The organism is Pedobacter sp. PACM 27299 (assembly GCF_001412655.1).
Taxonomy (GTDB): domain Bacteria; phylum Bacteroidota; class Bacteroidia; order Sphingobacteriales; family Sphingobacteriaceae; genus Pedobacter.
In genome coordinates, this window is record NZ_CP012996.1 from 5192424 (window position 1) to 5219219 (window position 26796).

The following is a 26796-nucleotide window of genomic DNA, read 5'->3' on the forward strand; positions in this document are numbered from 1 at the left end:
CGCCGCAAAGATATCAGTAGCCGATGACGCAAAAGGGAGAACAGATGACGCTAAAAGGAGAAAAACAAGACCGTTCATTTTACGGATCTAAGGAACTTACTATTGGTTATTCAAAGAAAATCGCTTTGTTAAATGCGGGGCAGGATACCAAGCGCTTCGATCAGCCCGTCAACCCCATTGGTTATCAATTGATCTTCGTGCTCAAAGGAAAACTGTCTTTTAGTAGTGATACAGCTAGCGAGACCTTGCCTTTACTGGAAAGTCAGCAGTACAATCTGATCTGGACCAATGGTAATCTCAACCTTTATGAGAGTTTATCCAAGGAATCAAATGAGGTTATTTTTGTAGAGATCAGTGCCGGATTTTTATCGAGATACCTGCCGGAAGATCATCCAGCAGCGATTCATCTGCAAGCACGCCCTGTTCCTGAGCTCGCTCTCAGCCCTGCTATTCAAAACGTCATCTTTTTCTCTGAGCAGCATCTACACATTACCCCGGAAATCAATGCCATTTTAAATGGTCTGGAAAACTCAGCACATACCGGTTTTTGCGAACGGTTATTTCTGGAATCTAAAGTAATTGAACTGCTGGCTATCAAAATATCACAGCTCGAGCAGCAGCAGCAGCCGATCCCACGTTTAAAGCAGGATGAAATGGATAAAATGCAGGAAGCGCGAGAAATTCTGATTCAGAACATTGACGCTCCTTTCTCTTTAAGGACTTTAGCCCACATGGTAGGTACGAATGAGTTTAACCTGAAGAAGCAATTCAAGGCGGCGTATGGGACTACTGTTTATGGATATCTAAACCAATATAAGATGGAACAGGCTAAAGCTATGTTACTTCAAGGGGATTCCAGGGTATCAGAGGTGTCGGAAAAAATGGGTTATAAACATGCAACCCATTTCACTAGTGCCTTCAAAAAGTACTTCGGCTACCTTCCCAATAAAATCAAGATGTTCCTCTTGCTTTTTGATCCGGAATTGTGTCTGGTTTTCTTCACTGCATAGTGAAAAAAGGAAGTTTTCCGTCCAATCTCTTCTAAATCAACAACATTTATCAAGAAATTCTTTTCTTTAAATTATTTTATTTATACCTTTGCAGTCCCTCACGGGAAAAGGAGATTAAATTTTAATGGCTAAAAAACAAGTAGCAGAAAAAGAACTAGAGGCTAAAAAAGCCGAATTACAAGGTGCAGACGCTCGTCTCACTGAGAAAGAAACCATTGAGTCAGAAGCTGATTCAGTGTCGATCGAACAGATCAAATCATCATTAGCAACACCAGATCAAGATTTTGATTGGGATGCAGATGATAAAGTTTTCGGAAAATACTCTGATGAAGACCGTAAAAAGTTTGAAGACATGTATACCGATACTTTCAATCAAATCAACCAAGGTGAAATCATCAGCGGTATTGTTGTGTCTATCAACAATAAAGACGTAGTATTAAACGTAGGATTTAAATCTGACGGATTAGTATCTACATCTGAGTTCCGTGATACACCTGATTTGAAAATTGGTGATACCGTTGACGTATTCGTGGAAGCTCCAGAAGACGCAAACGGTCAATTGATTTTATCTCGTAAAAGAGCTAAAACCCAAAGATCATGGGAGTCTATTAATGAGGCTCTTGACAATGACAGAATCATCAACGGATTTGTTAAAAGCCGTACTAAAGGTGGTCTTATCGTTGACATCATGGGTGTTGAAGCTTTCTTACCAGGTTCACAAATCGACATCAAACCTATCCGCGATTACGATGTATACGTGGGTAAAACAATGGAATTCAAAGTTGTTAAGATCAACCATGAGTTTAAAAACGTAGTAGTTTCTCATAAAATCTTAATCGAAGACGATTTAGAAAGCCAAAAAGTTGAAATCGTATCTAAACTTGAAAAAGGACAGGTATTAGAAGGAACTGTTAAAAACATTACTGACTTCGGTGTATTCATCGATTTAGGTGGTGTTGATGGTTTACTTCACATCACTGATATTTCTTGGGGCCGCATAGAGCATCCAAAAGAAGTATTAAGCTTAGATGAGAAAATCAACGTTGTAGTTCTTGACTTTGATGACGAGAAAAAACGTATTGCATTAGGTTTAAAACAATTGACTCCACACCCTTGGGAATCTTTAGATACTAACTTAGCTGTTGGTTCTAAAGTTAAAGGTAAAATTGTTACTGTTGCTGATTACGGAGCTTTCTTAGAAATCATTCCTGGTGTTGAAGGTTTAATCCACGTATCAGAAATGTCTTGGTCACAAAACCTACGCAGCCCACAAGAATTCTTGAAAGTTGGCGATGAAATCGAAGCTGAAGTATTAACTTTAGACAGAGACGAACGCAAAATGAGCTTAGGTATTAAGCAATTAACTCAAGATCCTTGGCAAAATGTTGCTGAAAGATATCCTATCGGAAGCAAACATACTGCTGTAGTTAAAAACATGACTAACTTCGGTGTATTCGTAGAAATTGAAGAAGGTATTGATGGTTTAATTCATATCTCTGATCTTTCTTGGTCTAAAAAAGTTAACCACCCTAACGAATTCACTAAAGTAGGTGATACATTAGACGTAGTTGTTCTTGAATTAGATGTAGAAAGCCGTAAATTGAGCTTAGGTCACAAACAACTAGAAGAAAACCCATGGGATACTTTTGAAACTATCTTCACGTTAGATTCAATTCACCAAGGTACTGTTGTTAAAGTAACTGATAAAGGTGCTGTTATTGCTTTACCATACGGTGTAGAAGGTTTCGTACCAACTAAACACATGGCTAAAGAAGACGGAACAACTATCAAAGCTGAAGAAACTAATGACTTCAAAATCATTGAGTTTAACAAAGATGCTAAACGTATCGTTGTTTCTCATGCCCGTATCTGGGAAGAGGCTAAAGCTGAAGCTGTTGCTGAAGAAAGAGCTACTAAGAAAAAAGAAGCTAAAGCTTCAAACACTGCAGTTAAGAAAGTTAAAGATTCAGTTGAGAAATCAACTCTTGGCGATCTAGGCGTACTTGCTCAATTAAAAGAGCAAATGGAAGGTGAAGAAAGCAAAAACAAAGCTAAATAATCTTTTAAGCTAATATATAAAAGGCATCCCAATCCGGGATGCCTTTTTTTTGCTATTTTGCCAAAGTGAATACCCGTTTTTAGTATTGAACTTTATGAAAATCTTTATATCCATACTGAGCGCTTTGCTTTGCCTTCAGCTGAGCAGCTTTGCTCAATATCCTGCCCCTGCGTTAATCCCACAGCCTGTGGAAATGAAAATAGGAAAAGCCACCGATAACTTTATCATCGACAATAATAGTACACAGGTATTTATCAGTGATGGCAGTTTGAAACCTTCCGCCGAATTCTTCATCAGCTTCATTAAAAAATATTACTTGCTGAACTTAACACTGACCACTACCGCAGATCCGAATAGGAAGAATGTGATCAATCTGATTAAAGATTATCCAGCACAGCAGAACTTAAATAAAGTGCCAGGCCAGGAATTGACAAAAGTATCCTCAGCCAAAGTCGACATTGAAAATCCAGAGCAATATAGTCTTGAAGTATTGGCGAAATCTGTAACTATACGCTCCAATGCACCTGCAGGTGCATTTTATGGAATTCAAACGCTGATCCAGCTTTTACCCCCATCCCCAAAACCACTTCCTTTACAAGTAAAAGCAGTGAGTATAAAAGACTATCCCCGCTTCGCTTATCGCGGAATGCACCTGGATGTGAGCAGGCACTTTTTCGACATCATCTTTGTCAAAAAATACATCGATTTCCTCGCCATGCACAAGCTGAATTATTTTCATTGGCACCTGACTGATGATCATGGCTGGCGTATAGAAATTAAAAAACATCCCCGCTTAACTGCTATTGGTGCCTGGAGGGATGGTTCTATCATTGGCCTATATCCTGGAAAAGGAAATGACGGCATCAGACATGGCGGTTATTACACGCAAGCAGAAGTAAAAGAAGTGATCAAGTATGCCGCAGAAAGGTACATTAACATTATCCCGGAGATCGAAATGCCAGGTCACAGTATGGCCGTCCTTGCCGCTTATCCGGAACTGAGTACCACGCCAAAACAACCGAAGAAAGTAGCAGAAACCTGGGGTATCTTCAATAAGTTCAATAATGTATTACTCCCTTCTGAGCAAACCTTTAATTTTCTGGAGGAAGTACTCACAGAAGTGATGGCACTATTCCCCTCTCCTTATATTCATATTGGTGGAGATGAGTGTTCAAAGATCTGGTGGAAACAATCTGCTTTTTCTCAGCAGCTGATTAAAGAGAAAGGACTAAAAGATGAAAATGGACTGCAAAGCTATTTCATCCATAGGATTGAAAAGTTTGTGAACAGTAAAGGAAAAACCATCATCGGCTGGGATGAGATTCTAGACGGTGGCCTTGCCCCTAATGCGATCGTAATGAGCTGGCGTGGAGAAAAAGGAGGCATCGCCGCTGCCAAACAAAAACATAAAGTGATCATGACACCGGAAAACTTCATGTACTTTAACCACTCACAATTTTTAAAGGATGATTCCTTAACTGCAGCCAGGTATTTACCTTTAGCAGATGTCTACAATTATGAGCCTATACCCACTGTGTTGACTCCTGCTGAAGCCAAATACATTTGGGGTGGACAAGGTAACTTATGGTCGGAATACATCACCAATCCAGCTAAAGTGGAATATATGCTTTTCCCTAGATTGGATGCCTTAAGTGAAGTTCTTTGGAGTCCGAAGCCTAAGCGTAATTTTGCGAGTTTTCAGGAACGACTTAAAGAGCAGTTTCGGAGGTATGATATGATGGGTGTTAATTATAGTAAAAGGTATTTGAAGCCCTAAATTGCTTTTACTGAATGATATCTTTCATAAAAATTTAGATTTAAGTGCTGCTGAAGGTACCATACAGCTTTCCTGTTTACCCCAGATGCGGTACCTCTTTTTTGAAATCAGCTCATAGAGGAAATCCCTTATAAATGGAGGGATAATAATGAAAATATAAAGCAATGGCCAAACGCCGCTGAGCCTTCTCGCAATACGCAGTGCTGCTGTAGAACGATCATACATTTTTCCGTTTTCCAACAAGATGATGGTATTTAATTGTTGCTCATGAGCGGTTAATGATGCCTGCTGATTTTTGGATGAAGCAGCTCTTTTCTCTTCAATGTTTAAGACAGCCAATTGCGCTTTCGCGACCTCGGTCTGCAAAGCGGCAAAACGAAAGTAATCTTGCTGATCTCTTTTTATAATGAACTGCACAGCATGATTGCATAGATTACAAATTCCGTCAAAAAATATCATTCCATGCTCTCTATTCTCATTCATTTGTCTGCCTCTCCCTTATACTATATCCATGTTCAAACATTGTTCCGATACTGCAATTAGACAAATATATATTTTAAATTCAGGGCATGATCTATAGTTTTATAAATAAGACACTTAAAGGATTTTACATTTAAAATCCTTTAAATTTCCTTAAAACTGGCACAAAATTTCCTTTTCAACTTTACAGAGTTAGAACATTTTACTATATTTGACCAATCCTTTAGTCAATGCAAAAAAGAACCCTGCTAGACGGTCAGAAATTCCAGATCACAATTAAGAGACTTTGTCATCAATTAATTGAGAACCATAACGATTTTTCAAATACTGTTTTAATTGGCATTCAGCCAAGAGGCAGTTATTTTGCCGATAGAGTGCAAAATGAACTGTCCCAAATCCTTAAAAAAACCACAATTAAGAAAGGCAATTTAGACATTACCTTCTTTCGCGATGATTTTAGAAGGAAAGACGGCATGCTTGCCGCCAACGCGAACACCATAGATTTTATTATTGAAGGGATGAACGTAATCCTGATCGATGATGTATTGTGGACCGGACGTACCATACGTTCTGCCATGGATGCATTATTGGCTTACGGCCGACCAGCACGGGTAGAACTCATGGTCTTGATTGACAGGCGTTTTTCAAGGCACCTACCGATTGAACCCGATTATATCGGTCAGCAGGTAGACAGCTTAAATTCACAGCATGTGAAAGTGAGCTGGAAAGAAACAGAAGGAGAAGACAAAGTAATCTTAATATCAGAAAGCAATAAATAACATGGCAGAAGAAAAATTATCAACCCGACATCTTTTAGGTATCAAAGATATTAACCGAAATGATATCGAATTGATCTTACAAACTGCAGATAATTTTAAAGCTGTAATCAACAGGCCGATTAAAAAGGTTCCTGCATTGAGAGATATCACCATTGCGAATATCTTCTTTGAAAACTCTACACGTACCAAACTCTCTTTTGAGCTAGCAGAAAAGAGGCTTTCTGCAGATACCATCAACTTTGCCGCCTCCTCTTCTTCTGTAAGTAAAGGAGAAACGCTGATTGATACGGTAAATAATATCCTGGCCATGAAAGTGGACCTGGTAGTGATGAGACACCCCTACGCGGGCGCTGGCCAGTTCCTGAGCAGACACGTCAACGCACAAATCGTAAACGCTGGCGACGGCGCACATGAACATCCTACACAAGCACTTTTAGATGCTTTCTCTATCCGCCAGAAACTAGGTGATATTCAAGGTAAAAAAGTAGTAATTGTAGGTGATATTTTACACTCCAGAGTAGCTATTTCCAACATCCTTTGCCTGCAGAAACTAGGTGCAGAAGTAATGGTATGCGGACCAACTACACTGATTCCCAAACACATTGAAAGTTTAGGGGTAAAAGTAGAACACAACTTAATCAAAGCTTTAAACTGGTGTGATGTAGCCAATATGCTGCGCATCCAGCTGGAAAGACAAGATATCAAATACTTCCCTTCCCAAAGGGAATATGCCATGATGTATGGCTTAAATAAGCAAATCCTGGATAACCTGGATAAGGAAATTATTGTGATGCACCCTGGCCCGATCAACCGTGGTGTAGAGATCACCAGTGATGTGGCAGATAGCAAACAATCTATCATCCTTGAACAGGTGGAAAACGGTGTTGCAGTAAGAATGGCAGTACTTTATCTCCTTGCTTCTCAAAGAGATTAAAACTTCGCGATTTTTTTTATAACATTCTTGTTTTCTTTTCGTTAAAACCAGTGTTATCAACAGTTGTTAGTTTCTTATGCTAACAAGACCTAATACTATTTTTATATTCGTAGCAACCATATTTGAAATCAGATGCAGAAAAAATACCTTTTTATTCCGCTATTCTTAGCAGGTAGCTTTACAACTGGCTATGCGCAGTCTAGCATACTAGTTCACCTCAATGAAAATTATCGAACAGGTCTGGAGTTACTAGACAATGAAAAATACGTTGCAGCAGCAGAACAATTTAGGTTGGTCGATAGAGCCCGCCAGAAAGCAGATGCTCAGCAGGAAAGTAATGCTGAATTATCGTTACTCAAAGAAAATGCAAAATTCTACGCCGCCGTTTGTGCCTTAGAACTTGGAAATAACGATGCAGAAAGTCTTTTTCAGAAATTTATTAAGGATTATCCCCTAAATGCAAATACCAAGCTTGCTTATTTTCACGTTGGTAAATCGTATTTCGCTCAGGAAAACTATCAAAAAGCATTAGATTGGTTCGAAAAAACCGACCCTTCTACCCTTTCTCAGAAACAACGTGTGGAATATCAATTCAAACAAGGATACGCCTATTTCATGTTGCAGAACATTGAAAAAGCAGAGCCATTGTTTGAAGCTGTTAAAAAAGAAAAATCAGCTTATCAGGAAAGCGCAACTTACTATTTTGCCTATATCAATTACCTGAATAAAGAATATAAAACTGCATTGGCCAACTTTGAAAAGTTGAAAGGTTCTCCTACGTACGAAGCCAGCTATCCTTATTACATCACTTCGATGTATTACCTGGATGAACGCTACGACGATGTCATCAGTTATGCGGTTCCCATCTTAAAGACCACTAAACAACAGTATGAAGCAGAAATGCTCAGCCTGATTGCAGCCTCTTACTTCGCTAAATCTGATTATACCAATGCAGAAAAATATTTCCAGGAATATTATGCGAAGAGTAAATCGGAAGTTAAAAACAACTTGTTCATCTATCAATATGGCTACTCTCTGTTCCAGTTGAAAAGATATCAGGAAGCCGTAGCGATTCTTGAAAAACTAGATACAGATGATGTGTACCTGCAAAGCGGGATGTATACGCTGGGTCGCTCTTTCATTCAATTGAAAAATAAAGAAAAAGCACGTAGCGCCTTCTTTAGATCTTCCAGACTTGACTTTGATAAGTTCATACAGGAAGAGGCATGGATCAATTATGCCCGCCTGAGTTATGAGCTTGATTTCAATCAGCAGGCATTGGAATCTACACAAAGCTTCTTAAAACAATTCCCGAAATCGCGCAAAGCGAATGAAGCGAAAACGTTATTAGGGGAAATTTTATTGACCAGCAAAAACTACCAGGCAGCAATTGATATTCTGGAGCCTATTCCAGATAAATCTCCGGAAGCCAAAGAAGCTTATCAAAAAGTAACTTATTTCAGAGGTTTAGAGTTCTATAATGAACGTGCATTCCCAAATGCACTATCTATGTTCCTGCGCTCTGAAAAGTTCCCTGAGGATCAGGAAATTCATGCACTGAATACTTATTGGAAAGCAGAAGCCAGCTACGAATTGAGAAAATTCGGAGAAGCAGTAGCCACTTTCGAAAAGTTCCTGGAAATGCCAGGAGCCGATAAGACTGAGGTGTATAACTTTGCAAATTATGCATTGGCTTATGCCGCCTTCGAAGATGAACGTTATGGAAAAGCTGCTTCCTATTTTGAGCGCTTCCTGAGAGGAAATGATAAAGATGCGAAAACAGTAAATGATGCAACAATCAGGTTAGCCGATTCTTATTTTGTTAATAAGAGCTATGGCAATGCCTTGGTCAACTACAATAAAATCATCGCTGCCAAAGCAACAGGTGAAGATTATGCACTGTTTCAACGTGGTATGATTCAAGGCCTGGATGGCCAGAATGATGCAAAGATCACCACGATGCAAAGTTTGCTGAAGCAATTTCCAACTTCAAACTATGCCGATGATGCCGGATTTGAAACTGCTTATACTTATTTCAATAAAGGAGATCTTGACAAGTCAAAAACTGACCTTATTGCTTTAATCAGCCAGTACCCGCACAGCAGCTATGTGCCTCGCGCATTAGTGACCATTGGTTTAGTTCAATACAACCAGGATCAGGATGATGCTGCATTGCTGACCTTCAAAAAAGTAATTGCTGATTATGCCAGCAGTGAAGAAGCCAAACAAGCATTGGAATCTATTAAAAATATTTATGTAGATAAAGGTGACTCAGAAGGTTTCATCGGTTATGCCAAGACTACCCCTATCGGAGATTTCTCTATCGCTGAACAAGATAACATTGTATTTCAGGGCGCCAACAACCGCTACCTGAAAGGAGATGCTAAAGGTGCTTTCGAAGCAGTAAATGCTTATTTTGATAAGTTCCCTAAAGCAATTCATGATAAGGAAGCCAAGTTTATCAGAGCTGAATCATTGGTTAAATTAGGACGTCCTGATGAGGCCATCCCTGATTATGAGTATATCCTGAACGACTGGACCAGTGATTATACGGAGCGCTCACTAGTGAGTATCTCTAAGTTATTCCTGGATCAAAAGAAATATAATGAAGCTATTGTTTATCTGAAAAGACTGGAAACAACCGCAGATTATAAAGTGCATTATACTTATGCCATTAACAACTTGCTGAAAGCATACAGTGCATTGAATATGCCAGATGATGTGATCAAATATGTAGCCCTGATCAAAGAATCTGATAAATCTTCACAAGAAGAGAAAAGCAGTTCTGACCTGTTCGCAGGCAAGGCTTATTTAGCAAAAGCAGATACGACACAGGCCGTAAAAGCTTTCAGTAATGTAGTGGAAAAAACTAAAACACTAGCCGCTGCTGAAGCAAAATATAATCTTGCTGCGATTCAATATGCAAAAAGAGAGTACAAAACTTCTACAAAGACTTGTTTTGACCTGATCAATAATATGTCTTCCTACGATTATTGGGTGGCTAAAGCTTTCATCTTGCTGGCAGACAACTATGTCGCATTAAAAGATAATTTACAAGCAAAAAGTACACTGCTTAGCCTAATAGACAACTATGACGGTAAAGATGATATTGTACCCACTGCTAAGGAAAAATTAAAGAAAATTAAATAAGACAAGCACGATGAGATTGACGAAATTAATATATAGCACCCTACTTTTTGTGACTGCCGGATCTCTAAGCACATTGGCACAGGATACAAAAACTACTGATAAGAAAACTGAAGAAAAAGCCGTAACGGAAGAAATTGAAGTCGTAAGACCTTACAAACCTGTACTGGCAGAAGCAGTAAAATTGAGAAGAAGCCCGGATTTAAATACAGTAAAGACCTATAAAGCTAAATTTAATTATAGCCTGACGGATAGAAAACTGGAATTGAATTCTGACATTAATAAACTGCAGGCGCAGCAAGTAGCTAAAGAAAGAGAAACAGAATTGATCAATAACTACCTGAAAGGTGGCTTCGGAATCCGTACTACCGTACTTGGCGAAGCATACATCAACCTGGGTAGAGATGAAGCTTTGCAAGCCGGTGCTTTCTTCAAGCATTTCGGACAAAAAGGTAAGCTGGCAGGACAAGAGGTAAACCAACAGCAACTCGGTGTTTTTGGTAGAAGTATTGGCGATGTTGTGACCATGAGTGGTCGCGTAAACTACCAGAGAAACGGTTTGTTTTTCTATGGATTTAACCCTGAAAAACCGGAGTTAAACTTAAATCCAGATAAACAAACGTTAAATTTTATCGAAGCAGAAGGTGAAATTGTAAACAAATTCACAGATGATCCGGATGCATTAAGCTATGCGGTTAAATTAAACGGATATCTTTGGAATGATAGGTATGCAGCAAAAGAAAACTCGATTATTTTAAATGGTTATGTGAACAAAAGAATCAGCAGCTTTAACTTAGGCCTGGCCGCTTCCACAGAACTTGGAAATACTAAAGATGCGTTGACTAGTGTAAGTAACAACCTTTTTAAATTAAATCCTTACATTAAATTAGAAGCAAATGGCGTGAAGATCAATGCAGGAATTAATTTCGTGCAGGAATTTGGTGCTTTCTCGAAAAGTAGAATCTTCCCTTCCGTTACTGCCGATCTAACCCTGATTCCTGATTACCTGCAATTGTTTGCAGAAGTAAAAGGGGATGTAAACCGTAATTCATTAAAACAGTTTACAGATGAAAACCCGTTCTTAAATCCCAATATAGACATCAAAAACTCTGTAGAGAAATTGTCATTCAGTGCAGGAATTAAAGGAACCGGCGGACCAGGATTTGGTTACAAAGCCAGAGTATACCGCAAGAAAATTTCGGATATGGCCTTGTTCGTAAATAACTTTGCCAACCCTACCCGCTTTGATGTCATCTATGATTTTGGAAATACAACCATGACAGGTTTAGAAGGCGAAATCTCTGTTCAGATCAGTAATTCATTGAAATGGACCGGTAAATTAAACTTTGAAGATTACCAACCTGCTCAAGAATCAAATAGCTGGTACAAACCTCAAATGAGAATCAGCTCTGACTTAATGTTTAACGTAACCGATAAAATTACCTTAAATGCAGCGGTAGCAATTCAGGATGCCAGCAAAGCGAAATTATACACAGTTGCCCCTGCAAGTCCATACATCATTCCTGATCCATCAAATGAGACTGTTGTAAGTGTAAAAGGTTTTGTAGATCTTGGCGTTGGTGCCAGCTATAAGATCAATAACAAGTTTTCTGCTTTTGCAAGAGCAAATAACCTGTTCAACTCTTCTTACAGCAGATACCTTTATTACCCAACTATCGGAACCAACATCTTTGGAGGATTAACGTATTCCTTCTAAGCGGTTTTCGATTTAATAATTGGTGGATATAGAATTAAAATTTAATTTTACCAGAATGGACATGTTATCATACCTTACAGTGCTTATTAAAACCCGTAAAGAGGTTGGAATCCCCGGACTTGGAACGATCTATAAAAAGAAATCACCGGGAAGGTATGATGCAGCAACACACTCCTTTTTGCCGCCCAGTTTCGTGCTGGATTTCAATGCGGAAGTGCTGGAGCATTCCTTGCTCATTGACCATATCTGTAAGCAAAGAAATATAAGTCCAGACTCCGCCAGTTATTTTATAGAAAAATTTGTTGAAGAAATAAAGAAACAATTGGAAGAACACCAGGAGGCCAGTTTAACGCCCCTGGGTACTTTATTTCAATCTTCAGGAACGCTTATCTTTAAGCCCTTAAATGATCAAAACTTCGGTTTTGATTTTTATGGTTTACCACCTGTCAAAGAGGAACATTCAGTACCAGCGGCAACAGAACTAAGGACTGAAGAAGTCATTCCTACTACAGAACAGGAAGCAAATGAACTGGCCGAAATACATGAAGCTCCTAAAGCCCATCAATTGAGCGAAGAACAGCAGCCAACTGAAGAACAGCTGGAACTTGAAAATAGCAATGCTGATCTTAGAGATGAGTCCAGTCCTGTTGCAGCTCCAGTTATTGAAGAGATAAAAGAAGAAACACAATTACTGAACGAAGAAGTTGAGTACATCAATGATCAACAAATAGTTGAATCCAATGAAAAAGAATCAATTCCTGAGCAGGATGAACAACCTGTTTTTGAAGAAATAACAGAAGTTGAAACACCAAAACAGCCGCTGGCTCAACCGGAGATTGAAAGTATTGGAAACATAGAAGAGCAGCCAAAAGCGATATTTGAAGAACCTGCTGCAACTACGCGTCCAAGCATTAACGATAGTTATGCAGTAGCCAGCAAACTGGCTGAGACGCCTATTGTAGTCAGCACTCCAATACCTGCAGCAGATCAGATCAGTAATAATACTGGTTTCTATAATTCTAATGATGAGCCTGAAGAAAGACCTGGAATCCCGATCTATCTGAAGATTCTGATCGCCCTTTTATTGGTGCTGATTGGATTGGCAGCAGGATATTTTATCAGACCTGATCTTTTCGATCCTATCTTAAAAATGGGTAAAAATCCGATCGAGACTCCTGTAGCTACACAACCTACTGTACCAGTTATAGACTCCCTTGCGAATTCAGGTAGCTTACAAAATACTTTACCATTAAATGATACCCTAAAAAAAGATTCAGTTGTGAATGCAAAACCTGCATCAACAACCGTAACGAATGATGCTCAAACTGCTCAGGTCAATGCTCCTGCGCCGCAAACAGGAATTACTTATGAAGTGATTGGTGCTTCAGTTGCCAATCAAAAAGAAGCCGATCGTTTTATTGCCCAAATGAAAACATTGGGATTAAATGCAAAAGCCATCGCTCCTATTCCTGGGAAAAAGAAAATAAAAATCAGCATTGCAACGTTTAATGACTACAACAGCGCCGATGCACAAATACCTGCACTGCAAAAAAAGTTAGGCATTAAAGATTTATATATACACACAAACAAACCATTATAAATTATGATCGCATTAATACAGGGTGCTAATGATAGCCTTAACAAAATTGTTGATACCGCGAATAACGCCAGTCAAGCCGTAACTGCAGCAGCTCCCGAACTACATTTCATCGACCTGCTCTTTAAAGGTGGCTGGGTAATGATTCCCCTGGCCTTCCTTGCATTTGCAGGTTTGGTAATTTTCGTTGAAAGGTACATCACCATCAGAAAGGCCTCTAAAACAGAGTCTAACCTGATGCTGCACATCAAACAATATATTCATGAAGGTAGATTAGACAATGCCATCACCCTATGTAGAAACAATAGTTCTCCATTAGCCAGAATGCTGGAAAAAGGTTTGAAAAGAATCGGCCGTCCAATCAAAGACATTGAAGCGGCAATTGAAAACAATGGAAAACTCGAAGTATCTAAACTGGAGAAAAATATTGGTATCCTGGGTATCATCGCCGGTATCGCACCTATGCTTGGTTTCGTAGGAACAATCATTGGGGTAATTACCATTTTCCATGATGTATCCATCAAAGGAGCTATTGAAATCGGAACCATCTCTGGTGGTCTTTATACTAAAATGATTACTTCTGCAACAGGGTTGATTATCGGTATTATCGCTTACGTATTGTACCATATCCTGAACATGATGGTAGAACGCATCATCTTAAGAATGGAAACTGACGCTATTGAGTTCATCGATTTATTAGAGGAGCCAGGAAAATAATGAATCTACGCAAAAGAAATAAAGGAACTGTAGAGGTTCATACTTCCGCATTGAATGATATCATGTTCTTCCTCATGCTGTTTTTCCTGCTGGCATCTGCTGCAGTGAATCCGCAAGTGGTCAAACTGCTATTACCAAGATCGGAATCCGGACAGCAATCTGCGGCGCAGAAAACAGTGACCGTATCTATAGATGAAAAATTAAATTATTACGTAGATAAAGAACGTACCTCTCTGGAAGGTATTCAGCCGGCAATTGAAGTATATCAAAAAGCTTCTCCCGACCTGACTATCGTACTCTATGTAGCCAGAGGAGTTTCTATTGAAAATACCATGGCAGTATTCGACGTGGCGAATAAATTAAAGCTTAAAGTTGTACTCGCCGTAGAACCTAAGAAATAATGACGTACCCAAAGGAAGAAAATAATTATCCTAAAGCAGTAGCCATCTCTACTGGTATTATGATTGCCCTCATCGCATTGAGTTTCTTCATTGTGATTGGGTCATTCCAACCTCCTGTGGAAGCAGGTATGGGTGGAATGGTGGTCAACTACGGAACCTCTGTCGAAGGAATGGGATCGGATTATACCAGTATTGAAGAACCTTCTGCAGATCCGAATGCCAATCAGAAAGCACCGGATAAGGTAGTGCCAACAGAGCCTACCAAGGAGACGCCAACGCAGCAGAACAGTACCAAAGAAATTGTGACTCAAAGTACAGAAGATGCGGTGGCCGTAAATACTAAAAGCAGCCAAAAAAACACGGCTCCAACAGCAACGGTAGAAAGTAAACCCGCAAAACCGGTCATCAACCAAAATGCCCTTTATAAAGGTAAAGCCAATAAAGGTACAGGTGGTGGTGATGGAACGGGAACAACTCCAGGAAATCAAGGCGATAAAGACGGTGATCCATTAGCCAATAATTACGGCGAAGGTGGATCTGGGTTTGGCGAAACCCCGATTGCACTTAGAAAATTCACCAATTTAGTTACCCCGCAGGATGATGGTCAGAAAACCGGAAAAATTGCGGTAAGGATCAAAATCAATAAAAGTGGTGTAGTCATCGATGCAACTCCTGGTGTCAAAGGAACCACCCTGAACGATAGAGAACTGTGGCAAAAATGTAGAGAAGCCGTAATGGGCGCCCGTTTAACACAGGCAGATAATGCTCCTGATGTTCAAATCGGTGTAGTAGTATTCAATTTTAAGGTAAAATAAAACCCTGGTATTCTTTTTAGAACTCCAAAATGAACTATAAACAAACCCTCGATTACTTGTACAGTAAACTACCCATGTTTACTCGTGTTGGCGCTGTAGCCTATAGAAAAGACTTACACAACACCATCGCCATGTGCGAACAACTGGGAAATCCACAGGATAAATTCAAAACCATACATGTAGGTGGAACTAATGGCAAAGGTTCCACTTCACATATGCTTGCTGCCATCCTTCAACAGGCAGGATACAAAACAGGTTTGTACACCTCCCCGCACCTTAAAGATTTCAGAGAACGCATTAGAATTAACGGGGAGATGATCCCCGAAGCTTTTGTAATTGATTTTGTGGAAGAACAGCAAGACATCATGGAGTTCCTGCAGCCTTCATTTTTCGAAGTGACTGTAGCCATGGCTTTTTCTCATTTCGCTAAGGCAGAAGTAGACATCGCCATCATCGAAGTTGGACTTGGTGGAAGAATCGACTCTACCAATATCATCACTCCGGAGCTTTCCGTAATTACCAATATCAGCTTAGACCATACTAATATACTGGGGACTACCCTGCCGGAAATTGCAACCGAAAAAGCAGGGATCATTAAAAAAGACCTGCCGGTAGTGATCGGAGAAACCCAGCAAGAAACTGAAAATATATTCCTTCAGAAAGCTGAAGAAACCAATAGCCCCATCTATTTTGCAGATCAGGAACTGCGTTTGCAGCAGCTAAAAAAAACAGGTAAATATTTGAATGTAGCAGTTTACAGTGGAAATAAGCTAATATATCCTGACCTGGACTTAGACCTCAATGGAGCTTATCAGCGTAAAAACGTGCTGACAGTCATTGAAGCCATTCAAATATTAAAGCAACAAGGTTTTAAAATCGAAGAAAAAGCAGTTTATGATGCACTAAAAAATGTAAAAGGACTTACTGGCTTGCAAGGAAGATGGCAGACCTTAAGCGAAAACCCGTTAGTAATCTGCGATACCGGTCATAACATTGCAGGGATCACAGAGGTTGTACAAAATATCAATGATACCCCACATGATCAGTTACACATCGTAATTGGGATGGTGAAAGATAAAGACATCACTGGTGTTTTACAGTTGCTGCCAACAGACGCACATTATTACTTCTGTCAGCCTGATTTAGAACGCGCATTACCTGTGTTAGAACTGGCAGAGCAGGCCAAGAATTATTATTTAGTTGGTGATGTCTTTCCAAGTGTTCAATTGGCCTTTCATGCAGCGAAAGACAATGCAAACGCTAATGACCTGATTTTCATAGGTGGCAGCACTTTTGTGGTTGCTGAAGTACTATAAAATCTTTACACAATAGTAATCTCAATACCTATTTCGATTACCTACCTTTAAAAATTCATTAACACAAAATATGATTCGTTTATTCCATAATAAACGAATCTTTGCTTTTAAAATAATACACAATGAAAAGAGTTTACCTGTTATTTTCTGCACTGCTGATTACCTGCAGTGTATCCATGGCCCAAAAGAAAACAGTTACTGTTTCTAAAAAAGATTTCCCGGCGTCAGTCGACAGACCGAAACTGGTGGTTGGTTTGGTGATCGATCAAATGAGATGGGATTATCTTTACCGTTACTACAGCAGATACTCTGCCGGAGGTTTTAAAAGACTGATCAATGAAGGTTTCTCAGCAGAGAATACTTTTATCCCATACACGCCTACTTACACGGCCTGCGGTCATGCAAGTATCTATACCGGTTCTGTTCCAGCCATCAATGGAATTATTGGTAACGACTGGTACGATCCACAATTAGGTCGTAATGTATATTGCGCAGAAGATACCAGTGTAACCAGTGTTGGCAGTACCACAATGGCAGGTGTAATGTCTCCCAACAACATGCTGACTACTACCATTACTGACGAGCTTCGCCTGGCTACTAACTTCCAGGGAAAAGTGATCGGTATTTCACTGAAAGATCGTGGTTCTATCCTTCCTGCCGGACATTCAGCGAATGCAGCCTATTGGTTCGATGGCCAAACCGGCGACTGGATTACCAGTACCTACTACATGGCTAACCTTCCATCATGGATGCAGGATTACAATAAAATGAAATTGGCTAATAAGTTTTATGAAAAGAACTGGCCAACCTTATATCCAATCGAAACCTATACTCAAAGTACAGCAGACGATAAAAGCTATGAAGGAAAAGCCAGAGGCGAACAAAGTCCAACTTTCCCTCATCCATTAAAATTATACATGGGCAAGAATTATGAGATGATCAAAAGCACGCCTTATGGAAATACCATGACCTTAGACCTGGCTAAACTAGCAATCGCTTCGGAAGACCTTGGAAAAGATAACATCACCGATTTCCTTGCCGTAAGCTGCTCTTCTACGGATTATGTGGGTCACCAATATGGTCCAAACTCTATCGAAGCAGAAGATACTTACCTAAGATTAGACAAAGATCTTGCAGACTTTTTCGATTATCTGGATAAAACAGTAGGTAAAGGAAATTACTTATTTTTCTTATCAGCAGATCATGGAGCAGCACACGTACCAGGTTTCATGGCTGAAAACAAATTGCCAGGTGGAACAGTAGACGATGGCCCAGTTATGAAAGAATTAAATGGACGTTTAGAAGAGAAATTTGGGGTTAAAAAAGCCATTATTAAATCGATGAACAACCAGATCTATTTTGACCATAAACTGATCAATAATGCAAAAGCTGATTTTGATGCGATCAAAGCTTTCAGCATCGAGTTCTTAAAAACTCAAACTGGTTTTATGGATGCCGTTGATTTGAACAAAGTTGGTGCAAGCAGTCTACCTGAGCCGATCAAAACAAGGATAGCAAACGGCTACAATGCCAGAAGAAGCGGCGACATCTATTTTCTGCTGAAATCAAACTACTTCGACAGCAGCAGCAAAACAGGTACGACCCATGGTTCATGGAATCCTTATGATTCCCATATTCCATGCGTATTTATGGGCTGGAATGTAAAACCTGGAAAAACCAATAAAACACATTATATGACAGACATTGCAGCTACCTTAGCAGCCATGCTCCACATACAAATGCCTAGCGGCTGTGTTGGTGAACCCATCACAGAACTAACGCATCAATAAGATACACCGTTTTCATATACTTAAAAAGGCGGCCGGGAAGATTATTCCCGGCCGCCTTTTTTTATGCCCACTACTTTTGTATTGATTTAGCTATGCTCACCACCTAAGCCCAGTTTTTGTTACATTTGTTGACCAACTATAAAACCTATCTATGGAGCAAATCGAGATCTATAAACCTAAAAATAAAATACGTTTTGTAACTGCAGCTGCTTTATTCGACGGGCATGACGCAACGATCAACATCATGCGCCGAATCCTTCAATCTTCTGGAGCGGAAGTGATACATCTTGGTCATAATAGATCCGTAGAAGAAGTAGTGAACTGTGCTATTCAGGAAGACGTTCAAGGAATCGCTATGACCTCCTATCAGGGTGGTCATATTGAATATTTTAAATACATGTACGACCTGCTGCAGGAACGCGGTTCTTCTCATATCAAAATATTTGCCGGCGGTGGCGGTGTGATCCTTCCATCAGAAATTGCCGAGTTACAAGCTTATGGAATCACAAGGATTTATTCTCCTGATGATGGCCGAAAAATGGGTTTGCAGGGCATGATCAATAACATGCTCGAACAAACAGATTATATTACCGTGACCAGCCTGAATGGAGAGCTTAAATCCATCCCTCAAAAAGATGTAAAAAGCATCGCCTCGGCAATTACCGTTGCAGAGAACGATCCTGAAGGAGCGCAAGCCTTTGTAGACGAACTAAAAAAACTAACCCTAAAAAATCAAGCCCCAGTACTTGGGATTACAGGAACTGGTGGCTCGGGAAAATCTTCTCTCGTAGATGAATTGGTGAGACGCTTCTTAATGGAAGTGAAAGACAAAACCATGGCCATTATCTCTGTAGACCCTTCCAAACGTAAAACAGGAGGCGCCCTACTTGGAGATAGGATTCGCATGAATGCCATCAATAATCCAAGGATTTATATGCGTTCACTGGCTACCAGACAAGCGAATTTAGCATTATCCAGAAATGTACAAGAGAGTATCGATATCTGTAAAGCTGCTGGTTATGACCTGATCATTGTGGAAACTTCAGGAATCGGCCAGTCCGACACAGAAATCACAGAACATTGTGATGTTTCTCTTTATGTAATGACACCAGAGTTCGGTGCTGCTACCCAATTGGAAAAAATTGACATGCTTGATTTTGCCGATCTTGTAGCGATCAATAAATTTGATAAACGTGGTGCACTGGATGCTTTACGCGATGTTCGTAAACAATACAAACGTAACCATAACCTCTTCGATGCGAAGGATGAAAATATTCCGGTGTTCGGTACCATGGCGTCTCAGTTCAACGATCCTGGAATGAATAATCTCTTCTCGGCTCTTATGGACAAGATTAAAGAGAAAACAAAGGTTAATTTTAATGCCCATCTGGAACTGAGCTCCGAACAATCAGAAAAAATTTATATCATTCCCCCAGACCGGATCAGGTACCTTGCAGAAATCGCAGAAGCCAGTCAGACTTATAATGAATGGGTGGAAAAACAAAGTGCCATTGCCAGAAAGTTATATCAGCTTCAAGGTGTAATTCAGCTTTCTAAAGAGGAAAAATTAAACAAAGACTTTCCAGGCATAGCCGGCATAAATGACAGCTTACAAGATGTATATGAACACCTGGAAGAGCAATTGGACGGCGAATGCAAAAGATTACTTCGCCAATGGCCAGATACAAAAATCAAATACAAACAAGAGTTCTTTGTTTATAAAGTCAGAGATAAGGAAATTAAACAACCTTTATTTTATGAGTCTTTATCCAAATTAAAAATCCCCAAAGTCTCTCTTCCCCGCTATGAAGATTGGGGAGATGTACTCCGCTGGTTACTGACAGAAAATGTACCTGGCGAGTTTCCGTACGCTGCTGGTGTTTTCCCTCTAAAACGTGATGGAGAAGATCCGACCCGTATGTTTGCTGGTGAAGGCGGACCGGAACGAACCAATAAAAGGTTCCATTATGTATCTTTAGGTCAACCTGCGCATCGGCTGTCTACCGCATTTGACTCCGTTACTTTATACGGTGAAGATCCACACATCAGACCTGACATCTATGGCAAAATCGGCAACTCTGGAGTAAGTATTGCCACCTTAGACGATGCCAAGAAACTATACTCCGGCTTTGACCTTTGTGCCACATCTACTTCTGTATCCATGACAATTAATGGTCCTGCTCCTATGTTGTTAGGTTTCTTTATGAACGCAGCCATTGACCAGCAATGTGAAAAATACATTATCGAACAAGGACTTCAAGTTGAGGTAGAAAAGAAAATAAATGTCTTGTATAAATCAAAAGGCATTCAAAGACCGAGTTACAGCGGAGCACTGCCCGAAGGAAATAATGGTTTAGGTTTGATGTTGCTTGGTGTAACCGGAGATGAAGTATTACCAGCTGATGTGTATGCAAAAATCAGAGCTTATGCCATCAGCACAGTGAGGGGCACAGTTCAGGCAGATATTCTTAAAGAAGATCAGGCTCAAAATACCTGCATTTTCTCTACAGAGTTTGCACTGAGGATGATGGGAGATATTCAAAGTTATTTCATTACTGAAAAAGTACGTAATTTTTATTCTGTATCCATCTCTGGCTATCATATCGCAGAGGCTGGAGCAAATCCAATATCTCAACTTGCCTTTACCTTAAGTAATGGTTTCACCTTTGTAGAATACTATTTGAGCAGAGGAATGAATATCGATGATTTTGCTCCTAACCTATCATTTTTCTTCTCTAATGGGATTGATCCGGAGTATTCTGTAATTGGAAGAGTAGCCAGACGAATCTGGGCAAAGGCCATTAAAAATAAATACAAAGGCAATGACCGATCCCAAAAGTTAAAATATCATATTCAGACTTCTGGCAGGTCTTTACATGCACAAGAAATTGATTTCAATGATATCAGGACAACATTACAGGCATTGTACGCGATCTACGACAATTGCAATTCCCTCCATACCAATGCGTATGATGAAGCCATTACTACGCCCACAGAAGAATCCGTACGCAGGGCGATGGCCATACAGCTGATTATTAATCGGGAATTGGGTTTAGCAAAAAATGAAAATCCTTTACAAGGTGCATTTATCATTGAAGACCTGACGGATTTGGTAGAAGAAGCAGTCCTACAGGAATTCAAGCGCATCAATGACAGAGGTGGCGTATTGGGTGCGATGGAAACCATGTACCAACGCGGAAAAATCCAGGAAGAAAGTCTTTATTATGAAACCTTAAAACACAACGGGGAATACCCAATCGTAGGTGTAAATACTTTCCTAAATAAGAATGGTTCCCCTACTGTTGTTCCTGGAGAAATCATTAGAGCTACAGAAGAAGAGAAACAATATCAAATTACTGCTTTAAAAACCTTCCAGGACAGAAACGCAGCACATACAGCCACTATCCTCAAAAAACTACAAAAGTCGGCTATAGCCGGCGAAAACATCTTTGAAGAGCTGATGGAAGTATGTAAGGTCTGCTCATTGGGACAAATTTCGAATGCCCTTTATGAAGTTGGTGGACAATACAGAAGAAATATGTAAATATCATCTTGTGAATTACCAAGACCCTATTAATTTGAGATAAAACAAGAAAGCCTGAATAAAATTATTCAGGCTTTCTTGTTTTATTCTATTGGTGTAGCTTATGAATGTATCCAGCTAAATTTATAATCCATTGTAGGGTTTTTCATTCTATCTGCTACGCGTAACAATCGATCTGGTAAAGCCATGATATAATCACGGGCTTTTTCTCCCGTTTCATTTAGATCGCGCATGCTCTCTAATTTCCACTCTTCAATCAACTGCTGCATGATCTCTACATAATCTACCGCAGTATATACGCCTAAACGCTGTGCAGCATCTGTAAAATGACCAAACGTTTGTCCGATTTTAAGTCCCATTTCACGAAGGAAGTGAGCAGGCATTACAATCTTCTTACGCATCATATCCTCAAAAGCAACCATGGCTTCGTTTGGATCTACTTCAAATATTTTAGCCATGAAGTCTTTATAGGCTTTAGCATGACGAGCTTCATCAGAAGCAATTACACCACACATTCTGGAAAGTAAAACATCACCATCCTTCTTAGCCATCGAAGCTACTCTTCTATGCGAAATATTAGTAGCTAACTCCTGGAAACTAGTATATACAAAGTTTCTGTATGGATCATGTCCGGTACCTATATCAAAACCGTCAGCAATCAGATATTGAGTAGAAATTTCCATTTGTCGCATATCTACGCGACCGGAAAGGTAAAGATATCTATTTAGTAAGTCTCCGTGTCTATTCTCCTCTGCAGTCCAATGACGCACCCATTTCATCCAGCCACCTTGTTCATCTTTAGTGATTCCGTCTACCATCGTTAACCATGATTCATAAGTAGGCAATGCCTCTTCTGTAATGGTATCACCGATTAAGACAGCAACAAGGTCATAAGATAACCCGTCTGCATTCTCACGTAATTGCTTTATATCCTGAAAAAACGTATCGCTGGTTGAATCCGGCAAGAAATCAGAAGGCTGCCAATTAGTGTCAATCGGTTTCAAGTAGGTGTCCATCATCTCTAGCATATAGCTTTCGATATGTAACATCACTTCTCGTCTTTTTTCTGCGAAAAAACTCATTGTTTTTTATGTTTTAAATTAGTTTCAAAGATAACCAAAAATTGCATATTTTGTCGTTACACCAATATTTTATTCGCAATTAAGCGCCTTAAAAACCAGCATTCCCGACATTAAATTTGGCACCTCTACCTTACAACATCCTACAAAAGATTAAGTTTTCAATTAAGGCATTCTCAAATACATTTAAACCTTTACTGTCTCATACAAGAAGGCTTTTAGCAAGAATAAGTTTATAGAAATCGAAGAGTTATAAAAACCTCAAATGGTAAGCGATCGGGATCACCTATCCTTTCAGAGATTGGCTTAGTTATGAAATTACAGCTGTACAGCTATGGAACCTTCATCAACAGAAAAAAAGGCGGTATACAAGAAAAGCCTGTAGTTTCCTACAGGCTTCCTTTAAGATTTGGCACCGACCTACTCTCCCACGTGTTACCGCAGTACCATCGGCTCTGGCGGGCTTGACTTCTCTGTTCGGAATGGGAAGAGGTAGACACCGCCGATATAGGCACCTAAATATTTTTATTGTTTGCTTTTCCGTATCAGGTACCCTTAGCAAAAGCTATCGGTATTCCCATATACACGAACCATATTCTATGGCCCACAAACAGTGACATATTATTGAAAGAAGTTATTATGAAGAACAAACAACAGTTTATTGCTCTTGAAAGCTTCGGATGATTAGTATTACTCGACTTTGATGTCACCACCTTTACATCTGTAACCTATCAACGTAGTAGTCTGCTACGGTCCTATATGGAATTCTCATCTCGTGGCTAGTTTCGCACTTAGATGCTTTCAGCGCTTATCTATTCCCAACGTAGCTACTCTGCAATGCCCCTGGCGGAACAACAGATTCACTAGAGGTTAGTCCAACCCGGTCCTCTCGTACTAAGGTCAGCCCCACTCAAAATTCCTACGCCCACAACAGATAGGGACCGAACTGTCTCGCGACGTTCTGAACCCAGCTCGCGTGCCACTTTAATCGGCGAACAGCCGAACCCTTGGGACCTTCTCCAGCCCCAGGATGTGACGAGCCGACATCGAGGTGCCAAACCTCCCCGTCGATATGAGCTCTTGGGGGAGATCAGCCTGTTATCCCCAGCGTACCTTTTATCCTTTGAGCGATGGCCCTTCCATGCAGAACCACCGGATCACTATATCCGTCTTTCGACCCTGCTCGGCTTGTCTGCCTCACAGTCAAGCAAGCTTATGCTATTGCACTCCTCATACGGTTACCAAGCGTATTGAGCTTACCTTTGAAAGCCTCCGTTACCTTTTTGGAGGCGACCACCCCAGTCAAACTACCCATCAAACAATGTCCCCCCCGAAAGGGGTTAGACACCGAATACAAAAAGGGTGGTATTTCAACGTTGACTCCACAACACCTAGCGATGCCGCTTCACAGTCTCCCACCTATCCTACACATCTTGTATCCAATGTCAATGTTAAATTGTAGTGAAGGTGCATGGGGTCTTTCCGTCCCGTTGCGGGTACCCGGCGTCTTCACCGGGACCACAATTTCACCGAGCTCATGGCTGAGACAGCGCCCAGATCGTTACACCATTCGTGCAGGTCGGAACTTACCCGACAAGGAATTTCGCTACCTTAGGACCGTTATAGTTACGGCCGCCGTTTACTGGGGCTTCGATTCAATGCTTCTCCTTTAACAGATGACATCCCCTCTTAACCTTCCAGCACCGGGCAGGTGTCAGGCCTTATACTTCATCTTTCGATTTTGCAAAGCCATGTGTTTTTGTTAAACAGTCGCCTGGGCCTTTTCACTGCGGCTGATATTGCTACCAGCGCCCCTTCTCCCGAAGTTACAGGGCCATTTTGCCGAGTTCCTTAGCCATGATTCACTCGAGCACCTTAGAATTCTCTTCCCGGATACCTGTGTCGGTTTGCGGTACGGGTTTTTATAACCTGAAGCTTAGCGGTTTTTCTTGGAAGTCTGATTACCTGCGCTATCTACGCCCCCGAAGGTTTGCAGTACTATCGGGTTTCAGCTAGGTCTGCGGATTTGCCTACAGTCCTAATACCTACGCCCTTTAACGATCTATTCCGTCAGATCGCGGCAGTGTCACTACTCCGTCCCCACATCGCAGTTATAAAAAGTACTGGAATATTAACCAGTTGTCCATCGAATTTCCCCTTCGGGTTCTCCTTAGGCCCCGACTAACCCTGATCCGATTAGCGTTGATCAGGAAACCTTATCCTTTCGGTGGGCGGGTTTCTCTCCCGCCTTATCGTTACTTATGCCTACATTTGCTTTTCCAGAAGCTCCACCACAACTTACGTCATAACTTCGCTGCCGCTGGAATGCTCCCCTACCGTAATATTTAATATTACCCATAGCTTCGGTGTATAGTTTAATGCCCGTTTATTATCCATGCCCGATCGCTCGACTAGTGAGCTGTTACGCACTCTTTAAATGAATGGCTGCTTCCAAGCCAACATCCTAGCTGTCTATGCAATCGGACCTCGTTAGTTCAACTTAACTATAACTTGGGGACCTTAGCTGATGGTCTGGGTTCTTTCCCTCTCGGCCCGTGACCTTAGCACCCCGGGCCTCACTGCAGTGTATATTATATAGCATTCGGAGTTTGTCTGGATTTGGTAGGATTTGACTCCCCCGCACCCAATCAGTAGCTCTACCTCTATATAACTTAACCACCACGCTGTTCCTAAAAACATTTCGGGGAGTACGAGCTATTTCCCAGTTTGATTAGCCTTTCACCCCTACCCACAGATCATCCGGAAACTTTTCAACGTTTATCGGTTCGGTCCTCCAGTACGTGTTACCGCACCTTCAACCTGTCCATGGGTAGATCACAAGGTTTCGCGTCTACCTCCCCTGACTATACGCCCTATTCAGACTCGCTTTCGCTGCGGCTGCGTGTCTTAAACACTTAACCTTGCCAGAGAAGAGTAACTCGTAGGCTCATTATGCAAAAGGCACGCCGTCACGCCACCTGGACGCTCCGACCGCTTGTAAGCACACAGTTTCAGGTTCTATTTCACTCCCCTGTTCGGGGTTCTTTTCACCTTTCCCTCACGGTACTGGTTCACTATCGGTCTCTCAGGAGTATTTAGCCTTACCGGATGGTGCCGGCAGATTCCCACAAGGCGTCTCCGACCTCGCGGTACTCAGGATACTACTAGACTAATGTTACTTACGTGTACGAGGCTCTCACTCTATATTGCCAGGCTTCCCATCCTGTTCCACTTCATTTCATTAATGCCATATCGTAGTCCTACAACCCCAGCTATGCCGTAACATAACTGGTTTGGGCTCTTTCCCGTTCGCTCGCCACTACTTAGGAAATCATTATTATTTTCTCTTCCTCTGCTTACTTAGATGTTTCAGTTCGGCAGGTTTGCGTACATTGTACGACTAGTCTTCAACTAGCCAGGTTTCCCCATTCGGAAATCTCCGGATTAATTCATATTTGCTAATACCCGAAGCTTATCGCAGCTTATCACGTCCTTCATCGCCTCTGAGAGCCAAGGCATCCCCTGTGTGCTCTTATTTACTTTCTTCTCTCCATAGCCTTTTGCGCCTATGGAAATGCTTTTTTTGATTGTCGTTATCTTATCGGTTTGTCGTAATTACTTACTCTATCCCTAA

The 26796-nt window shown here is 40.7% G+C and carries 16 protein-coding genes and 2 rRNA genes; 14 read left to right on the forward strand and 4 right to left on the reverse strand.

From position 1 onward, the window contains the following. The first annotated feature begins 23 nt into the window (after positions 1–23). From AQ505_RS21865 to AQ505_RS21875, 3 genes are all read left to right on the forward strand, one after another. Positions 24–1010, forward strand: a complete 987-nt coding sequence (locus AQ505_RS21865) for a helix-turn-helix domain-containing protein (protein ID WP_062550145.1) — start codon at positions 24–26, stop codon at positions 1008–1010. 124 nt (positions 1011–1134) lie between these two features. Then, complete coding sequence (gene rpsA, locus AQ505_RS21870; protein WP_062550146.1) at positions 1135–3069, forward strand: 30S ribosomal protein S1; 1935 nt, start codon at positions 1135–1137, stop codon at positions 3067–3069. 94 nt (positions 3070–3163) lie between these two features. Then, the gene (locus AQ505_RS21875) at positions 3164–4846 is read left to right on the forward strand and encodes a beta-N-acetylhexosaminidase (protein ID WP_062550147.1); all 1683 of its coding nucleotides are present in this window, start codon (positions 3164–3166) and stop codon (positions 4844–4846) included. Between the two features lie 24 nt (positions 4847–4870). On the opposite strand, the gene AQ505_RS21880 is transcribed toward AQ505_RS21875, so the two are convergent. Then, positions 4871–5329 (reverse strand): thiol-disulfide oxidoreductase DCC family protein, encoded by a 459-nt coding sequence (locus AQ505_RS21880; RefSeq protein ID WP_062550148.1) that lies wholly within the window; start codon positions 5327–5329, stop codon positions 4871–4873. Positions 5330–5556: 227 nt separating this feature from the next. Here AQ505_RS21880 and pyrR point away from each other — a divergent pair, with 227 nt between their 5' ends. From pyrR to AQ505_RS21935, 11 genes are all read left to right on the forward strand, one after another. Next, positions 5557–6105 (forward strand): bifunctional pyr operon transcriptional regulator/uracil phosphoribosyltransferase PyrR, encoded by a 549-nt coding sequence (pyrR, locus tag AQ505_RS21885; protein WP_062550149.1) that lies wholly within the window; start codon positions 5557–5559, stop codon positions 6103–6105. Between the two features lies 1 nt (position 6106). Beyond that, positions 6107–7039, forward strand: coding sequence for an aspartate carbamoyltransferase catalytic subunit (locus AQ505_RS21890; RefSeq protein WP_062550150.1), 933 nt, complete (start codon positions 6107–6109; stop codon positions 7037–7039). 132 nt (positions 7040–7171) lie between these two features. Next, positions 7172–10189, forward strand: coding sequence for a tetratricopeptide repeat protein (locus tag AQ505_RS21895; protein WP_062550151.1), 3018 nt, complete (start codon positions 7172–7174; stop codon positions 10187–10189). A 10-nt stretch (positions 10190–10199) separates the two neighbouring features. Further along, positions 10200–11903, forward strand: coding sequence for a TonB-dependent receptor (locus AQ505_RS21900; protein WP_062550152.1), 1704 nt, complete (start codon positions 10200–10202; stop codon positions 11901–11903). A 55-nt stretch (positions 11904–11958) separates the two neighbouring features. Then, positions 11959–13503 (forward strand): SPOR domain-containing protein, encoded by a 1545-nt coding sequence (locus tag AQ505_RS21905; protein ID WP_157262507.1) that lies wholly within the window; start codon positions 11959–11961, stop codon positions 13501–13503. A gap of 3 nt (positions 13504–13506) precedes the next feature. Next, complete coding sequence (locus tag AQ505_RS21910; RefSeq protein WP_157262509.1) at positions 13507–14217, forward strand: MotA/TolQ/ExbB proton channel family protein; 711 nt, start codon at positions 13507–13509, stop codon at positions 14215–14217. Beyond that, positions 14217–14618, forward strand: a complete 402-nt coding sequence (locus AQ505_RS21915; protein ID WP_062550154.1) for an ExbD/TolR family protein — start codon at positions 14217–14219, stop codon at positions 14616–14618. The genes AQ505_RS21910 and AQ505_RS21915 overlap by 1 nt, the downstream gene beginning before the upstream one ends. After that, entirely contained in the window at positions 14618–15433 is an 816-nt protein-coding gene (locus AQ505_RS21920) for a hypothetical protein (protein ID WP_062550155.1), read from the forward strand. The genes AQ505_RS21915 and AQ505_RS21920 overlap by 1 nt, the downstream gene beginning before the upstream one ends. A 29-nt stretch (positions 15434–15462) precedes the next feature. After that, positions 15463–16749, forward strand: coding sequence for a bifunctional folylpolyglutamate synthase/dihydrofolate synthase (locus AQ505_RS21925; protein ID WP_062550156.1), 1287 nt, complete (start codon positions 15463–15465; stop codon positions 16747–16749). A 122-nt stretch (positions 16750–16871) separates the two neighbouring features. Next, positions 16872–18539 (forward strand): alkaline phosphatase PafA, encoded by a 1668-nt coding sequence (pafA, locus tag AQ505_RS21930; RefSeq protein WP_062550157.1) that lies wholly within the window; start codon positions 16872–16874, stop codon positions 18537–18539. Positions 18540–18690: 151 nt separating this feature from the next. Then, the gene (locus tag AQ505_RS21935) at positions 18691–22083 is read left to right on the forward strand and encodes a methylmalonyl-CoA mutase family protein (RefSeq protein ID WP_062550158.1); all 3393 of its coding nucleotides are present in this window, start codon (positions 18691–18693) and stop codon (positions 22081–22083) included. A 101-nt stretch (positions 22084–22184) separates the two neighbouring features. Here AQ505_RS21935 and AQ505_RS21940 read toward each other — a convergent pair whose 3' ends face one another. The 3 genes from AQ505_RS21940 to AQ505_RS21950 all read right to left on the reverse strand — a co-directional run bounded on the left by AQ505_RS21940 (position 22185) and on the right by AQ505_RS21950 (position 26708). Beyond that, positions 22185–23165, reverse strand: a complete 981-nt coding sequence (locus tag AQ505_RS21940; RefSeq protein WP_062550159.1) for an acyl-ACP desaturase — start codon at positions 23163–23165, stop codon at positions 22185–22187. Between the two features lie 404 nt (positions 23166–23569). Further along, a 5S ribosomal RNA gene (gene rrf, locus AQ505_RS21945) occupies positions 23570–23681 on the reverse strand. A gap of 146 nt (positions 23682–23827) precedes the next feature. Further along, positions 23828–26708 (reverse strand): 23S ribosomal RNA (locus AQ505_RS21950). Positions 26709–26796: the final 88 nt, after the last annotated feature.

Bases quoted from the DNA above. Each gene is read 5' to 3' on its own strand.
- AQ505_RS21865 (WP_062550145.1), top strand. From the start codon at position 24: ATGACGCAAAAGGGAGAACAGATGACGCTAAAAGGAGAAAAACAAGAC.
- rpsA (WP_062550146.1), top strand. From the start codon at position 1,135: ATGGCTAAAAAACAAGTAGCAGAAAAAGAACTAGAGGCTAAAAAAGCC.
- AQ505_RS21875 (WP_062550147.1), top strand. From the start codon at position 3,164: ATGAAAATCTTTATATCCATACTGAGCGCTTTGCTTTGCCTTCAGCTG.
- AQ505_RS21880 (WP_062550148.1), bottom strand. From the start codon at position 5,329: ATGAATGAGAATAGAGAGCATGGAATGATATTTTTTGACGGAATTTGT.
- pyrR (WP_062550149.1), top strand. From the start codon at position 5,557: ATGCAAAAAAGAACCCTGCTAGACGGTCAGAAATTCCAGATCACAATT.
- AQ505_RS21890 (WP_062550150.1), top strand. From the start codon at position 6,107: ATGGCAGAAGAAAAATTATCAACCCGACATCTTTTAGGTATCAAAGAT.
- AQ505_RS21895 (WP_062550151.1), top strand. From the start codon at position 7,172: ATGCAGAAAAAATACCTTTTTATTCCGCTATTCTTAGCAGGTAGCTTT.
- AQ505_RS21900 (WP_062550152.1), top strand. From the start codon at position 10,200: ATGAGATTGACGAAATTAATATATAGCACCCTACTTTTTGTGACTGCC.
- AQ505_RS21905 (WP_157262507.1), top strand. From the start codon at position 11,959: ATGGACATGTTATCATACCTTACAGTGCTTATTAAAACCCGTAAAGAG.
- AQ505_RS21910 (WP_157262509.1), top strand. From the start codon at position 13,507: ATGATCGCATTAATACAGGGTGCTAATGATAGCCTTAACAAAATTGTT.
- AQ505_RS21915 (WP_062550154.1), top strand. From the start codon at position 14,217: ATGAATCTACGCAAAAGAAATAAAGGAACTGTAGAGGTTCATACTTCC.
- AQ505_RS21920 (WP_062550155.1), top strand. From the start codon at position 14,618: ATGACGTACCCAAAGGAAGAAAATAATTATCCTAAAGCAGTAGCCATC.
- AQ505_RS21925 (WP_062550156.1), top strand. From the start codon at position 15,463: ATGAACTATAAACAAACCCTCGATTACTTGTACAGTAAACTACCCATG.
- pafA (WP_062550157.1), top strand. From the start codon at position 16,872: ATGAAAAGAGTTTACCTGTTATTTTCTGCACTGCTGATTACCTGCAGT.
- AQ505_RS21935 (WP_062550158.1), top strand. From the start codon at position 18,691: ATGGAGCAAATCGAGATCTATAAACCTAAAAATAAAATACGTTTTGTA.
- AQ505_RS21940 (WP_062550159.1), bottom strand. From the start codon at position 23,165: ATGAGTTTTTTCGCAGAAAAAAGACGAGAAGTGATGTTACATATCGAA.